We start from the raw sequence: 14,759 nt of genomic DNA, 5'->3' as shown, positions 1-14,759 counted from the left end.
GAGGTATTTAATGAAAAAGAAAGTTGCAATTATTGGGGGAGGAATCGTCGGATCATCTGCTGCTTATTTTTTAAATTGTCTTCCGAATAATAAAAACTTAGATGTTACCATGTTTGATGATAATCAGGGACAAGCCACTAAAGCAGCTGCAGGAATCATTTCCCCTTGGCTATCTAAACGAAGAAATAAAAAATGGTACCAATTAGCAAAAGATGGAGCAAAGTTAATTGCAAACATTGCGGTTACTACCGATATGAATCCCGAAATTTATGCTAGTAACGGAACCATTATTACCAGGAAAAATTCTAACGATTTAAATAGTCTTTTTGAACTAGCTAAGAAAAGAAAATTTGAAGCTCCTCAAATTGGTTCAATTGATATTCTCACTAAAGAGGAAATCACAAAAAAGATTCCAATTATAAACAAGCCATTATATGATGGCTTGTTTATTTCTGGAGGTGCTAGAATTGAAGGGGGCTTATTTTGCAACCATTTATTGAATATTGCGCAAAAAAACAACCTTAAAATTTTAAAAGGCAAAGTTACATTTCAAGATGAGCATAATTTAAAATATAAAGATCAAATCTATTATTTTGATAAAATCATTGTTGCCACGGGAGCATGGGCCAAACAAACACTAGCTCCATTAAATATTAAAGTTAAAATACGTCCCCAAAAGGGACAATTGATTGGAGTTAAGGTCCCATCATTTGAAAATGATCAAAAAATGCCAGTAATGATGCCTGAATCAGAATTTGATTTAATTCCAGTAGGTCGAGGTAAACTCATTATTGGTGCAACACATGATAATGAACAAAAATTTAATTTAGATATTGAAAGATCGGTAACTAATCATTTATTAAAGGTTGCTCGTCATTTTGTAACTAATATTAATACAAATGATGTTATTATGGAAAGAGTGGGAACACGTGCTTATACTGATGATTATGCTCCTTTTTTTGGAGCTATTCCTGGGCACGAAAATATTTTAATTGGAAGTGGATTAGGTTCTTCAGGATTAACTACTGGACCATTAGTTGGAAAATTTTTAGCTGAGCTAATCTTTAATGAAAATCTTAATTTAGATAATTATAGAAAACCAATTGAGCAATATATTAGTTAAGTTCATGTAATGCTTGTTTAGCAAGCATATGTGCTCCTTTATTTTGTGATTCTGGTATCCAATTAATAAAAACTTGTTTAAATTCATTCTCTAATTTTATAATTTCACTAACATATATCTGATAATTTTTGGCATAATGTTTGTTTAAACTATCGGCTAAAATTTTACTATCGGTATAGTATATAACTATTGTTTGTTGCAATTCATTATCATTAATTTTATTGATAAGTGATTTAAATGCAAAAAGACAGCCAATGAATTCAGCTGTATGATTATCGTTAGCTTTCAAAATTGTTTTTAATTGCGTTTGTTGATGTTTATTAATAATAAGGACACCGGCACTGCTTTTTAAATTAATTGGATTTACAGCAGCATCAGAATATAGCTTATAAAGCATAAATTTTCTCCATTTCAAAAAGAGGTATTGTATATGATAACGCAAAAAAGAAAATTTTTGTATCAACCACCATTACTTACAAGTAGTATTTGTTGGAGTTGGACATTAATCGTTATGTTAATTGGTGTAATTATTTGGTTGGAAATAACACATTTTCAAACAATTACTTTAGGTCTTTTTATTGCTTTTGCATTTTTAGCATGGATTCAAATTTATTTTAGAAAGATTTTTGTTAGCAATGGAAAACTTGATATTCATAGTGTATTAAATCCGTTTGGAAAGAAAATAAATATTAATTCAATTACTAATATTAAAACAAAACGAAATAGTATTTCTTTTGATGTTAATGGAAAGAATTATAAATTTTTGTTACCTTCAAATTCATTAATTGAATTACAAGAAATTATTTCAAAAAAATAATAATAGGAATGATAAAAAGTGAGTTTTTTTAAAAAAAACAAAATAAAATATATTTTAATCACAATCATTGGAATTACTTTATTGGTAATTGATCAAATTTCAAAATTAATGATTCGCTCCTTGGTTCCAATTGGGAAAGTCATTAAATTTATTCCAGGAGTCTTATCAATTACAAATTTACAAAATACAGGAGCGGCTTGGAGTATTTTAACTGGAAATTCTTTTTTGTTTATTGTTATTTCAGTTATAGCAATTTTTATTTTTGGATATCTTATTTTTGAATATTATAAAAATTATCGATACGTCATCGGTCTTGTTTTAATGTTAGTTGGGACAATTGGAAATTTGATTGATAGAATTTCTTTTGGTTATGTAACTGACATGTTGCAATTAGATTTAATTCATTTTCCAGTATTCAATGTTGCTGATAGTTGTCTATCAATTGGAGTATTGATTATTATTTATACACTCGTTCGTAAAGGAAAATAAGATGGATAATCGTAAGTTTACAGTCAAAAATAATGGAATTCGCCTAGATAAAATAATTTCTGATAATTATACTGATATCAGTCGTTCTCGTGCTGGAAATTTAATTAAAGAAAATCATGTGTTAGTTAATGGAGAAATTGAAAAACCAAAGTATAAAACTAAATATAATGATATTATTACTGTAATAATTCCTGAACCTAAAAAAATTGATTTAGAACCAGAAAATATTAAATTAGATATTGTTTATGAAGATGATCAAGTAATTGTCGTAAACAAACCGCAAGGAATGGTTGTTCATCCAGCTCCAGGTCATCCAGATCATACTTTAGTTAACGCTCTTTTGTACCATACAAAATTATCTAGTATTAATGGAACTATTCGACCTGGAATTGTTCATAGAATTGATAAGGATACCTCAGGATTATTAATGGTTGCAAAAACAGATATTGCACACAAATCTTTATCGCAACAATTAAAAAATAAGACAAGTCGACGAAAGTACATAGCATTAGTGCACGGCAATATTAAAGAGGATCATGGAACTATTAAAGCTCCACTTGCTAGATTACCTAAAGATCGTAAAAAACAAGCGGTGGTTAACGACGGTAGAAATGCTGTAACTCATTTTAAAGTTTTAGAAAGATTTGGTAATGATTATACGTTAATTCAATGTCAATTAGAAACTGGTAGAACACATCAAATAAGAGTTCATTTAAAATATATTAATCATCCGTTAGTTGGAGATCCATTATATGGGCCTAGAAAAACTATTAAAGGACATGGTCAATTTCTTCATGCTTCAGAATTAGGATTTACACATCCAACCTTAGGAAAAGAAATGGATTTCTCTAGTCATATTCCAATAATTTTTGATACAACTTTAAAAAAATTGAGGAGTCAATATCATAGCTAAAAAGAAGGAGATAAACATGAATAATGAAAAAGTTGTATTAGACAATATGTCAATGCAAAGAGCATTAACTAGAATAACATATGAAATAATTGAAAAAAACAAAGGCGTTAACAACTTAGTATTAATTGGTATTAAAACTCGTGGAGTTTATTTAGCTAAAAGAATAGCTAATCGACTTAAAAAATTAGAAAATACAGATGTCCCAGTAATTGAATTAGATATTACAAATTATCGTGATGATAAAAAGGAAAAGGCTAATAACCAAAAAGTTGCTACAAACGTCGTTGATATAAATGATAAAAATATTGTGTTAGTTGATGATGTTTTGTTTACCGGTCGAACAGTTAGAGCCGCTTTAGGTGCTATTAATGAATTTGGTAGACCCAAACGAATTAATCTTGCTGTTTTAGTTGATCGAGGACATCGTGAACTTCCAATTAGAGCAGATTTTGTTGGTAAAAATATTCCTAGTTCAAAAGATGAAACTATCAAAGTATTAGTTTCCGAAATTGATGATCGTGATGGAGTGGAAATTACAAAAAAATAATTATAAGTATTTTAAAGTAAAGAGGGTGGTTTTTTTGGTGAAAAAATATTTAATCCTTGATGATGGTGCGTCCTTTGTTGGTGAAGCATTTGGTGATTTGGCTACAGCAACTGGAGAACTAGCAATTAATAGTAATTTAAATAATTATCAAGAGTCACTTACAGATCCTTTGTATCACAACCAAATTATTACTTTTACGCAGCCATCAATTGGAAATATTGGGATTAATCCTAAAAGTTATGAATCTATTTTAACTTCTGCTAAAGGAATTGTAGTACATCAAGAGGAAAATATTTCTTTTTCAAACCTAAAAAATTTATCTTTAAATTCTTTTTTAAAGGAACGACATATTCCAGGGATATCTCAAATTGATACAAGAGCATTACAAAAATATGTTCATAATCATAATGTTAAAAAGGCTAGCATTGTTAGCAATAATGATGAACATGCATTTGATCAATTACAAGCATCAGTACTAAGCAACCAACAAATTCAATCTGTTGCTACTCCCAAACCATATCTTGTACCAGGAAACGGTATTACTATTGTAGTGATTGACTTAGGTCTAAGAGAATCGATTGTACGTCAATTATCTAAATTAAATTGTAATTTAATTGTAGTTCCTTGGAATACCAGTTTTTCTGAAATTAAAAATTTAGACCCAGAAGGAGTTGTAATTTCTTCTGGACCAGGTTCTCCAGAAGAAATTGAAGATTCGATAATAGATAATATTTTAGAGATTCAAAAAGAATTACCATTGTTTGGAATCGGACTTGGTCATGAATTAATTGCAATCGTTAATGGTGCAAAAATTGAAAGATTAAAAATTGGTAATTATGGAGATAATCATCCAGTAAAAAAAATTATTACCAATGAAATTGTTTATCCACATCAAGCACAAGATTATGCAATCGTTACTAATTCCGTAGATGATTCAAAATTAATTATTACTTATGTTGATTTAATTAATGGAACAGTTCAAGGACTTAGAAGTCGTGATTATCCTACTTTTTCTGTTCAATTTTTACCAGAAAGTGCAGTAGGAGTGGAAGACAATCTAGATCTTTTTGACGAATTTATTGAAAGTGTAATAGCTCATAGGAGAGTTAAATATGAATTATGAGATTAAAAATATCTTAATAATTGGTGGTGGACCATCTGATGTTGGTCATGAAAATGAGCAAGATGCAGCTGCTTTTCAAGCTTTTTTGATGTGGAAAAAGATTGGAATAAAAACATTTATTATTGATAATAATCCTTATTCGTTATTGTTACAGGAAGCTCCTGCAAGTAATGTATTCGTCAAAAATATTAACACACAAAATGTTGAAGAAATTATTAAAACTAAAAAAATCGATGCAATTACTTCTATTTATGGGAAAAAGGAAGCATTAAAAGTAATTCAAAGACTAAATAAAAATAATATTTTAAAAGAAAATCATGTTAAGATTATTGGTTTAAATGAAAATAACATTTCATTGTTTGGTGGAATTAAGGATAATGTTGATAATAATACCGTATTAGCAAATCGATTGATTGAAAATCATATTCCAATATTAGCATCTAATATTATTAATGATTTTGATGAACTGAGAAGTAACATTGAAAAAATAAATTTTCCTGTATCTGTAAAACCTGTAAATCCAATTAAAGGACAATATCGTAGTGTTTTCCAAAATGTAGAAGAATTAAATGATCAAATTAATGATATTTTTCAACAATCTAAAGTAAATAAAATTTCTTTAGAAAAAGAAGTTGGAACATACAAAGAAATTGGCATGGTTGCACTTAGAGATAAAGCTGGAACTAAAATGATTATTTCATCATTAGAAGATATGAACCCAGTTAAGGTAAATTCAACTGATTCAGTAGTATTTGCACCTGCACAAACATTGAATGATCTAATGCTTCAACAACTTCGTGCGACTACTTTTAAAGTATTGGATTGTTTAGGTATTAAAGGAATTTGTCATATACAATTTGCTGTCAATTCAAAAACTGATGAATTCTACGTTTTGAAAATAAATCCTTTTTTTAATCAAGAAACGGCGATAGCTGCCAAAGCTACTGGTTATCCCTTGGCTATGATAGTTGCTTCATTGATAATCAATCATTCACTTCCAGAAATCAAATTACCTCCTAGATTTAATAAATTAACCCCAATCTTACAACCTATTAATGATCACATCACAGTAAAAACGCCGATTTGGCCATTTGATTATTTAGATATGGCAGACTCACATTTAGGGCCACATGCTAAAGCTACTGGTGCTGCCATCGGAGTTGGTAGAAGTGCTGAAGCAGCTTTTATGAATGCCCTAAGAAGTTCACAGCCTAGTCCCAAAGATGTTTTACCAAGTTACGACTATTTAAGTGAAGATGACTTAATTGAGCAGTTACTGCATCCAACTGATCAACAATTGTTGATTTTGTACGAAGCTGTAAATCGTGGTTATTCAACGACTGATCTAAGTGAGCTAACTAAGATTGATGAATTCTTTTTTGTTATTATGAAAAATATTTTAAAAATCGTTAAGTTTGTAAAAGCGAATCCTTTGGATCCAAAAGCATTATTAGCTGGAGATCGATATGGATTTGGAAATGGTATGTTTTGTCATTATTGGAATGTTAGTAATCAAACTGTGGTTTATCTGCAAGAAAATTTAAGTATTAAAAAGACTTATAAAATGATTGAACCAACTGCAGGTGAATTTGTAGAACATATTGATTCTTTTTATGGTAGTTATGAATCGGAATCTGATAGTAATCAATTAAGTAATAATAGTGCATTAGTAATTGGTAAAGGAAGAAATCATCTTGGACCTAATACAGCAGCCGATACATATACTGCTGAAATGTTAATTCAACTTCATCATCTTGGTTATAAAACCATTATTCTTAATAATAATCCAAATTCAGTTTCATTAATTCCACTTATTAGTGATAAACAATATATTGAGCCAGTTCAACTTGGTGAAATTTTAAATATCATTAAATTAGAAAAACCAAGTTATGTATTTTTACCTGGAAATCGTCATTATTTAATTAGAGAGTTACGTAAGTTAAAAGATAATTTCAAACTTGTTGTTTTACCACCTGACCAAAAAAATGGAATTTGGAATGTTCCAAAAGCCGATTTTGCTATTGATCTATTGGTAAATCGTGATGAAACTATTCCAATTTCTACCGTTGGTTTTAAATCACAAGAAGACATTGATGACGATGAAGTTGATAGACAAACTGATTATTATATACCTTTTGGAAAAGATGCTCTAGATGTTAAAAAAATAGAAAAAATGGCAAAGAATGAAGTTCAGGAACATCAATTAACTGGACTAATTCAAGTATTATTTCATACTAATCATCATACTGGAGGATACGCAGTATCTGGAATTACTCCCTTAAGAATTACCGAAACAATTTTTTTAAGTGAGGTCACTGGTATTAATTGGATAAAAATCTTAATGCAAATGTATACTGAGCATTTTAATCCTTCCTTTTTAAAAAAGTTAATTCCAAGTGTTGACTCAACCAATCGATTTGCAATTATGCAGATAATTTTCCCATTTAAATCACTTGGTATTAGCAATATTCCTAAAAAAAGAGACTTTGAGATTGGAGCAAAGCTTTCATTTGGTAAAACAATTAATGATTCACAAAAAAATTTATTAAAATAAAAACAGGAAAATTAAACATTTTCCTGTTTTTTATTATTTATTTTTAATTGCATTTTCACGAAGATGATTAGTTTTTTCTTTGGTGGGAGTAACATAAACTGTTTTTTGACCTGTATAAGTAACAAACCCTGGTTTAGCACCACTAGGTTTTTTAACTCTTTTTACTACATCATAATCAACAGGAACATTTGCAGAATTTCGGGCTTTAGAATAGTAAGCAGCTAATTCTGCTGCTTGTAAAATAGTTTCATCACTAGGATTGAAAGAACGAATAATTACATGAGAACCATGAATCTTTTGGGTGTGCAACCAGATATCACGTTTGTCGGCTATTTTATGCGTTAACTGATCATTTTGCAGATTATTTTTACCAACTAAAATCACTGTACCATTATCTGATAGAAATCGTTCTGGTCTGCTTACTTTTGATTTTCGTTGTTTTTTTACTTTATTTTTATTTTTCAGATATCCTTCATTTTGTAATTCTATCTTTATATCAGCAAGATTTTCAGGATCTGCAATTTCAATTTGTGATTTGATATTTTCAAAATAATCTATTTCTGATTTGGTGTTTTTCAATTGTTGACTAATAAATTTGATTGCGTTCTTTTTTTTCTGATATTGCTTAAAATACCATTGAGCATTAGCTGAAGGTGATAGGAAAGGTTTTAAATTTATTTTAATTTTATGATTATTATCATAAAAATTTGCTAATATAATTGATTTCTCGCCAGGTTTGACTTGATTTAAATAAGTCATCAAAATCTCACCTTTAATTCGATATTCGTCAGCTAATTTAGATTCTTCGGCTGATTGCTCTAATTTTTTCATTTTTCTTTTATTCTTTTTTAATTCATTTTGAATAATTTGAATTAGTTGTGATCCTTGTTCTCTAACTCTTTCATGTTTTACTTTTGTTTGAAAATATTCATCCAACATTTCACTTAAAGTACCAAATTGTTTTTCAATTTTTTGATTATGGTAAGGGAAGGCTGAAAAATTTAATTTTCCATTTTCATTAATACTAAGAGTTGGATTTGGATTATTAAAATTAGCAAAAAAATTCTGATAATTACTTTTGACGCTTGAGCCGGATTCATGAATTGCAGTTGCTAATGCAGTTGAAGTATCTTTACCCAATCCTTGTAAATATTGTTGTAAATTAGTTGCAAATACACTTACATTAGGAAAATCATGATTAAGTTGTTCTATAGTAGTAAAATCGGTTAACGTGAAAGGATTAATCAAGTCTTGCTTAGGGGGATTAATGTATTTTGAACCAGGAAGTAGGGTACGATAGCGATTTTTTTCTGATCCAATTCTTTTTACAGCATCAATGATCTTACGATTTTTAGCTTCTACTAAAATAATATTACTATGTCTTGCCATAACTTCAATAACCAAAACTAATTCTTCAATGTCACCTAATTCGTTTCTAGTATTGAAATGAAAATGCATAACTCGGTCATTATCAACTTGATGAATCTTATTAATAAAACTTCCCCGTAAGCGTTTCCTTAAGGTCATAGCAAAATTACTAGGTTCTTTGGGATTGGTAAATGGAATTTTTGTGGTTTGGATACGCGCATAAAGGGGATTTGCAGATAAAAGTGTCTGATAATTATCGCCATTGGCACGAACTGTCATCATTATTTCGTTAGGATATGGTTCGTTTATTTTTGTAACTCGGCCGCTCAATAATTTATTTTTTAATTCATTTGACATTGCATGCATAAATGATCCATCAAAAGACATACTAAGACTCCTTGCTTAAATTTATACCTTTATTTAGTATAACTTATACTTGTACTAACTTATAGTAAATTTACTAATTACTCAATATTGTATAACACAATTAATGTTATAATATCGATTGGAGGAATTTAAAATGAAAAACATTTTAAGTGCATTAAATGATGTAAGTAAAATTCAACAACAAAAATTATTAAAAATTACACAAAAAAGTAATTTAACCATTTCAGAGTGGAAATTATTAATTGCCATTAACAACAAATATAATACCCAAGAAAAACTAGCCAAAGAAATGAATTTAGATACTTCAACATTGTCACGACAATTAAAACGATTAGTAGAAAAAGAAATGATTTATAAAACAGCAATTGGAAAGGATAAGAGACAACTTATATATACTATTGATAACAAAGGAATTAATGCTTACAAAAGCATTGAAAATGATTATAAAAAGTTCAAATTACATATTTTTGAACAATGGACAGATGAAGAAAAAAATATGTTGAAAATTTTACTTAATCGATTGGAAAATAGTATTACTAAAAATAATAAATGGAGTGAATAAATTGAAAACAGCTATTGTTACTGATAGTTCAGCATATCTTTCAAAAAAAGAACTCAAAAAATATAATATTCATGTTATTCCACTTGAAATTATTTTTGAAGACCAAAATTTTCAAGAAGGAATCAACTTATCAAACAAAGAATTTTATCAAAAATTAGACAATTCGAAAAAGTTACCAACGACCTCACAACCTCCAATTGGTGAATTAATTAAATTATACAATCAATTAGCAGATGAAGGTTATGATACTGTTATAACCATTACACTTGCTGCAACAATTTCAGGATTATATAACCAAGTAGTAAATGTTTCAAAAATGGTTTCAAACATTAGAATTATTCCCTTTGATTCACAGATTACTGTAAGTTTAATGGGAGATTTGGCAAAATATGCTGCAAATTTGTCAGCACAAAATGTTGATCCTGACACAATCATCGTAAAATTAAAGGAACAACGAGCAACTATTGATGAATTATTTATAGTTTCTGATTTACAAAATTTGGTTAAAGGTGGAAGATTGTCAAATGCTTCAGCATTTATTGGTGGATTATTAAATATTAAACCAATTTTAACATTTGATAATCAAACCGATGAGATTATTGCATTTGAAAAAGTTAGAACCATGAAACGTGCACTTAAACGAGTTGAAAAATTATTTAATGAAGATTTAGAACATATTGATTATCCAATTAAAGTAATTATATATGACGCAAATGATTACAAATCAGGAAAAATTTGGCTAAAAAGTTTCAAAAAAAATTTCCCAAATATAAATGTTGAACATAGTTATATTGGTCCAGCTATTGGAACTCATCTTGGTGAAGGTGCGCTTGTTTTAGGTTGGGAAAAAGATTTAAAATTAAATTAATTTTAAACAAGACTTATTTATGTATTAAAATTAGGGGAAACAAATTTATATATATTATTTCATCTACTTTACATAATATATATTATACGAAGTACCAACAAATGATCTATTCTGTGATAAATGGTAAAATATTGAATAGACTATTTTTATGGAGAATATTTAATTATGGATAAACATCTTACATTTAATCAAGTTTATAAAAACAAATTTCCAAATCCCACTTTTAATGATCAAAAATATATTTATGTTTTAGAATTTAAAAAAAATCATGATTTGGCTTCTGTTATTACAAAAGTTGGAATTACCCAAAATCCATTTAATCGTATTAATGATTTAAAAAGATCAATGTTGGAAAATCATAATTATTATTTAGAAAAAATGTATATTTCAAACACTACTTATAATGATCCTAAAACAATTGAACAAACTATTCATGGTAATTTAGATCAATATCACAGTCACAAACTTAGTTATTCGACTGCTGATAGCGACGGAGAAAGTGAGTTTTTTGATTTATCAGCTTCTAAAATTCTAACATTGATTGATGAGATGAACTTAACTATAATCCCTGTCGATAAACAATTATCATCAAATAAAATATTAAATGGTAGTAGACCTGCTTTATTACCTATTAAATCAAATAAATTAATGGAACGAATTCGTGAAATATTATTAGAAGGAACTTATGGTCGTCGCAACCTTTTTATGTTTGATTTAGGTCTTGCCACAGGATTAACTCCTAATTTATTAATGAGTTTGCAAATTAAAGATTTAAAAAAGCCTAATGATTTGATTATTAGTAATAAAGCAGATATTGACTATCAAGATAACTTAAGTGATGAAATTTTAACTGAATTAAATAACTATTTAACTTGGATTTATCATGAATATGATGACGTAACTGAAAATTCTTATATATTTCCATCAAACAAATCTAATACAGTAACTCATATTAAACAACATGGATTTTATCAAGTAATGCAGAAAATTCAAAAAAAAATTAAAACAGATAAAAAAGTGAATTTTGAAAATAACGTTAAACTCGGAACTTTAACGCCTAGAAAAACATATGGATACCGTTTATATCAAAAGACTAAAGATATTAATAAAGTAAAAAAAGTATTGAATCAAGATTCAATTATTAAAACTAAAAAATATATTGGTTTAATTTAATAAATAATAGATATCGGAGAGATAATATGTACTTGAAAAGATTTATAGAATTATTTATTACCTATGGAATTTCGTTTTTAATCGCTATTTTGGTAATTGGTTATCCATTTAATTTTAATCATTTAGGTCTAATTATTCTAGGAGTAGTAGTCGGATATATTGTTTTAGTTATTCCCCTGACCTTACTTACCATCAAAAAAATGGCTACTCGTAAAAATGCCAGCGGAGTTAACAACCATAAAAACAAATTTTCCAAAATATTAAACGAATTACCTGCTTTTATTTATTTAGCAACTAAGGATAACCGGGGTATAATTAGTAATTCCATCGTTACCTATTCACAGAGTCAAAAGCAAGAAAATGTATTTTATGTTGTAACTTCTATTAATACGAAACGAGTAAATAATATTAATTACAACTCACAAGTTGCAATTGCTAGTTTATTTGACAATAAAACTGGGCTTCGTTTTTCTTCTAACCAAGCAAATGCTGAAACCATTACTGATCACACTCAAATTGAAACATTAGCAAATAAAATTCCTCAAATAAAAAAGTTAGATGAAAATCTAAACGATAAAGCAATTATTATCATTACAATAAAAGCAGCCGTAATTGAATCATTTAGAGATCGCCCTGAAAATATTACATTTTAAATAAAAATCAGATAACAATAGCTTTTATATAAGCTAATATTATCTGATTTTTTAATATATTTTAAGCACATTAAAATTATAATTAATTATTCCAAACATCTTTTTTAAATTGTTTTCTTCCGCCCATTTCTTCAATTTCTGCTCGAAATGGATTTTTTTTGTAAAAATCTTGGTGATAGGATTCAGCTGGATAAAATGGCTTAGCATCTTCAATCTTGGTAACAATTGGTTTATCAAATTTACCAGATTTTTCAAGTGCTTCTTTAGAAGCCTCAGCAACTTGGCGTTGTTCCGGACTATTTACATATATTACAGGACGATAACTATCACCGCGATCTTGGAATTGCCCCATGGCATCAGTTGGATCAGTTTGACGCCAATAAATATCAACTAATTCTTTGTAAGAAATCACATTTGGATCAAAGGTTATTTTAACCGCTTCGGTATGTCCAGTATTTCCATTACAAACTTGTTCATATGTTGGATTAACAACATGTCCACCTGTATATCCTGATTCAATAGATTCAATCCCAGGCATTTCATCAAATGGTTTTACCATGCACCAAAAGCAACCCCCAGCAAAGATAGCTGTTTCTGTTTCACTCATCATCTAACCTCCCAGCTTTTTTAATCACAAAAACTTTTATATTTACCATATCCTTCTTTATCCATCTCATCATAAGGAATAAATTTCAAGGCAGCTGAATTAATACAATAACGTAGTCCACCTTTATCACGAGGTCCATCAGGAAAAACATGTCCAAGATGTGAGTTAGCTTTTGAACTTTCAACTTCTTCACGTATCATGCCAAAAGAATTATCAGTTTTTCCTTTAATATTGTTTTGATCAATTGGTTTAGTAAATGCTGGCCAACCACATCCAGAATCATATTTATCGGCAGAACTAAACAATGGCTCACCACTCACAACATCAACATAAATACCCTTTTTATAAAAATCATCATACTTACCAGTAAATGCTGGTTCAGTTGAAGCTTCTTGCGTTACTGCATATTGTTCTGGAGTTAATTTATTTTTTAACTCTTGTTTATCATAATCATTCATAAATATCCCTCCTATTTATTCTACTACTAATATTAATCAATAATAATTAAATTGCAAGCAATTTAATTTATTTAAAAAGAACCGCACTTAAAAGTACGATTCTAAATTAAAGGTTATTTTTCTGGATCTAATTGTTCAGTTAATGGTGGAACAACTTGTTTCTTTCTAGAAACTACACCTGGTAAATCCATTACATCATTATTAGCAAGTTTATTATTAAATGCTTTTTCTACAAGATCTTTTGGTTCTCCAACCATAATTAATTCAGAATTACTTGTAAGAACATTTGTTGCTAAAACTAAAAATAAATCATAATTTTCTTCTTCAGCTTCAGTTTCCATTGCTTTTTTTATTTCTGGAAGACGTTTATTAATATCATCTAAATCAACTACATTAATTTGATCGATTCTGACATTTTTACCACCTAGAACAAAAGATTTGGCATCACCATCAATTAATTCTTTGTCAGACTTAGCATCAACATTAGTTCCAGCCTTAAGCATTTTAATGCCATATTCCTCATAGTTATCAATTCCAGCAATATCTGCCAATGCCTGTAATGCATCTCTATCAATCGCTGTTGTAGTAGGAGATTTTAAAAGTAACGTATCAGAAATAATAGCAGACATCATTAAGCCAGCAATTTCTTTAGGAATATCAATCCCTTCTTCAGAATACATCTGTGTCAAAATTGTTGAACAACAACCATAAGGTGCAGCCCGATAATATAATGGTTTAGCTGTTTCAAAACCACTTATTCTATGATGATCAACCACATGTGTAACTGTTAAGTCTGCAATATCACTAATACTTTGTTGTGGTTCATTATGATCCACCAACATTACTTTATCAGTTTCAGGTCTTGCAGCTTCAACAATTCTAGGAGCTTTTAACCCAAAATAATCCAATACAAATTTAGTTTCTGCATTAACAGGTCCCAACGCAACTGCCTCAGTATCGTATCCATCTTGTTTTTCTAAATATGCTAACGCAATTGCAGCAGCAATTGCATCAGTATCTGGATTTTTGTGTCCAAAAACTAGCTCTTTAGTCATTTAATTATCTCCTTTAATAACTTTATATTAATTACTTTAACACAAACAAAAAATATTTGGTA

General features: G+C 28.7%; 16 protein-coding genes. 11 read left to right on the top strand and 5 right to left on the bottom strand.

Going from position 1 to position 14,759, the window contains the following annotated elements; genetic code table 11:
- The first annotated feature begins 10 nt into the window (after window positions 1-10).
- Window positions 11-1,123, top strand: a complete 1,113-nt coding sequence (locus AC0GLR_RS03335) for an NAD(P)/FAD-dependent oxidoreductase (protein ID WP_495605353.1) — start codon at window positions 11-13, stop codon at window positions 1,121-1,123.
- On the opposite strand, the gene AC0GLR_RS03330 is transcribed toward AC0GLR_RS03335, so the two are convergent.
- Entirely contained in the window at window positions 1,116-1,520 is a 405-nt protein-coding gene (locus tag AC0GLR_RS03330; protein ID WP_495605352.1) for a ribonuclease HI family protein, read from the bottom strand. The genes AC0GLR_RS03335 and AC0GLR_RS03330 overlap by 8 nt on opposite strands.
- A 33-nt stretch (window positions 1,521-1,553) precedes the next feature.
- On the opposite strand from AC0GLR_RS03330, the gene AC0GLR_RS03325 reads away from it, so the two are divergent.
- The 6 genes from AC0GLR_RS03325 to AC0GLR_RS03300 are packed head-to-tail and all read left to right on the top strand — an operon-like array spanning window position 1,554 to window position 7,566.
- Complete coding sequence (locus AC0GLR_RS03325) at window positions 1,554-1,940, top strand: EbsA family protein (RefSeq protein WP_495605351.1); 387 nt, start codon at window positions 1,554-1,556, stop codon at window positions 1,938-1,940.
- A gap of 18 nt (window positions 1,941-1,958) precedes the next feature.
- A complete protein-coding gene (gene lspA, locus AC0GLR_RS03320; RefSeq protein ID WP_495605350.1) occupies window positions 1,959-2,429 on the top strand; it encodes a signal peptidase II in 471 nt (156 codons plus the stop codon).
- A gap of 1 nt (window position 2,430) precedes the next feature.
- On the top strand, window positions 2,431-3,342 hold the full coding sequence (locus tag AC0GLR_RS03315) for an RluA family pseudouridine synthase (protein WP_495605349.1): 912 nt from the start codon (window positions 2,431-2,433) through the stop codon (window positions 3,340-3,342).
- Between the two features lie 16 nt (window positions 3,343-3,358).
- On the top strand, window positions 3,359-3,889 hold the full coding sequence (pyrR, locus tag AC0GLR_RS03310) for a bifunctional pyr operon transcriptional regulator/uracil phosphoribosyltransferase PyrR (protein WP_495605348.1): 531 nt from the start codon (window positions 3,359-3,361) through the stop codon (window positions 3,887-3,889).
- A 34-nt stretch (window positions 3,890-3,923) separates the two neighbouring features.
- Window positions 3,924-5,012, top strand: a complete 1,089-nt coding sequence (locus AC0GLR_RS03305) for a carbamoyl phosphate synthase small subunit (RefSeq protein WP_495605347.1) — start codon at window positions 3,924-3,926, stop codon at window positions 5,010-5,012.
- Complete coding sequence (locus AC0GLR_RS03300) at window positions 5,002-7,566, top strand: carbamoyl phosphate synthase preATP-grasp domain-containing protein (protein WP_495605346.1); 2,565 nt, start codon at window positions 5,002-5,004, stop codon at window positions 7,564-7,566. The genes AC0GLR_RS03305 and AC0GLR_RS03300 overlap by 11 nt, the downstream gene beginning before the upstream one ends.
- Before the next feature lie 33 nt (window positions 7,567-7,599).
- Here AC0GLR_RS03300 and AC0GLR_RS03295 read toward each other — a convergent pair whose 3' ends face one another.
- The gene (locus AC0GLR_RS03295; protein WP_495605345.1) at window positions 7,600-9,321 is read right to left on the bottom strand and encodes an Rqc2 family fibronectin-binding protein; all 1,722 of its coding nucleotides are present in this window, start codon (window positions 9,319-9,321) and stop codon (window positions 7,600-7,602) included.
- Between the two features lie 133 nt (window positions 9,322-9,454).
- Between AC0GLR_RS03295 and AC0GLR_RS03290 the strand changes: the two genes are divergently transcribed.
- The 4 genes from AC0GLR_RS03290 to AC0GLR_RS03275 all read left to right on the top strand — a co-directional run bounded on the left by AC0GLR_RS03290 (window position 9,455) and on the right by AC0GLR_RS03275 (window position 12,577).
- Window positions 9,455-9,883: a MarR family winged helix-turn-helix transcriptional regulator gene (locus AC0GLR_RS03290; RefSeq protein WP_495605344.1), complete on the top strand. Its 429-nt coding sequence runs from the start codon at window positions 9,455-9,457 to the stop codon at window positions 9,881-9,883.
- On the top strand, window positions 9,876-10,751 hold the full coding sequence (locus AC0GLR_RS03285) for a DegV family protein (protein WP_495605343.1): 876 nt from the start codon (window positions 9,876-9,878) through the stop codon (window positions 10,749-10,751). Before AC0GLR_RS03290 ends, AC0GLR_RS03285 begins: the two co-directional genes overlap by 8 nt.
- Before the next feature lie 165 nt (window positions 10,752-10,916).
- Entirely contained in the window at window positions 10,917-11,924 is a 1,008-nt protein-coding gene (locus tag AC0GLR_RS03280; RefSeq protein ID WP_495605342.1) for a GIY-YIG nuclease family protein, read from the top strand.
- A gap of 26 nt (window positions 11,925-11,950) precedes the next feature.
- Window positions 11,951-12,577, top strand: a complete 627-nt coding sequence (locus AC0GLR_RS03275) for a pyridoxamine 5'-phosphate oxidase family protein (protein WP_495605341.1) — start codon at window positions 11,951-11,953, stop codon at window positions 12,575-12,577.
- A gap of 82 nt (window positions 12,578-12,659) precedes the next feature.
- On the opposite strand, the gene msrA is transcribed toward AC0GLR_RS03275, so the two are convergent.
- From msrA to AC0GLR_RS03260, 3 genes are all read right to left on the bottom strand, one after another.
- Complete coding sequence (gene msrA, locus AC0GLR_RS03270; protein ID WP_495605340.1) at window positions 12,660-13,184, bottom strand: peptide-methionine (S)-S-oxide reductase MsrA; 525 nt, start codon at window positions 13,182-13,184, stop codon at window positions 12,660-12,662.
- 20 nt (window positions 13,185-13,204) lie between these two features.
- The gene (gene msrB / locus AC0GLR_RS03265; RefSeq protein ID WP_495605339.1) at window positions 13,205-13,642 is read right to left on the bottom strand and encodes a peptide-methionine (R)-S-oxide reductase MsrB; all 438 of its coding nucleotides are present in this window, start codon (window positions 13,640-13,642) and stop codon (window positions 13,205-13,207) included.
- Between the two features lie 113 nt (window positions 13,643-13,755).
- Window positions 13,756-14,697 (bottom strand): manganese-dependent inorganic pyrophosphatase, encoded by a 942-nt coding sequence (locus AC0GLR_RS03260; RefSeq protein ID WP_495605338.1) that lies wholly within the window; start codon window positions 14,695-14,697, stop codon window positions 13,756-13,758.
- Window positions 14,698-14,759 lie beyond the last annotated feature (62 nt).

The organism is Fructilactobacillus sp. YLN 2412, from assembly GCF_059488745.1.
Note: the sequence above shows the minus strand (reverse complement) of the source record. Positions and strands in the feature narration are given on the sequence as shown.

Bases quoted from the DNA above. Each gene is read 5' to 3' on its own strand.
- AC0GLR_RS03295 (WP_495605345.1), bottom strand. From the start codon at position 9,321: ATGTCTTTTGATGGATCATTTATGCATGCAATGTCAAATGAATTAAAA.
- AC0GLR_RS03290 (WP_495605344.1), top strand. From the start codon at position 9,455: ATGAAAAACATTTTAAGTGCATTAAATGATGTAAGTAAAATTCAACAA.
- AC0GLR_RS03275 (WP_495605341.1), top strand. From the start codon at position 11,951: ATGTACTTGAAAAGATTTATAGAATTATTTATTACCTATGGAATTTCG.
- AC0GLR_RS03335 (WP_495605353.1), top strand. From the start codon at position 11: ATGAAAAAGAAAGTTGCAATTATTGGGGGAGGAATCGTCGGATCATCT.
- AC0GLR_RS03325 (WP_495605351.1), top strand. From the start codon at position 1,554: ATGATAACGCAAAAAAGAAAATTTTTGTATCAACCACCATTACTTACA.
- AC0GLR_RS03260 (WP_495605338.1), bottom strand. From the start codon at position 14,697: ATGACTAAAGAGCTAGTTTTTGGACACAAAAATCCAGATACTGATGCA.
- AC0GLR_RS03330 (WP_495605352.1), bottom strand. From the start codon at position 1,520: ATGCTTTATAAGCTATATTCTGATGCTGCTGTAAATCCAATTAATTTA.
- AC0GLR_RS03280 (WP_495605342.1), top strand. From the start codon at position 10,917: ATGGATAAACATCTTACATTTAATCAAGTTTATAAAAACAAATTTCCA.
- AC0GLR_RS03315 (WP_495605349.1), top strand. From the start codon at position 2,431: ATGGATAATCGTAAGTTTACAGTCAAAAATAATGGAATTCGCCTAGAT.
- pyrR (WP_495605348.1), top strand. From the start codon at position 3,359: ATGAATAATGAAAAAGTTGTATTAGACAATATGTCAATGCAAAGAGCA.
- msrA (WP_495605340.1), bottom strand. From the start codon at position 13,184: ATGAGTGAAACAGAAACAGCTATCTTTGCTGGGGGTTGCTTTTGGTGC.
- AC0GLR_RS03300 (WP_495605346.1), top strand. From the start codon at position 5,002: ATGAATTATGAGATTAAAAATATCTTAATAATTGGTGGTGGACCATCT.
- msrB (WP_495605339.1), bottom strand. From the start codon at position 13,642: ATGAATGATTATGATAAACAAGAGTTAAAAAATAAATTAACTCCAGAA.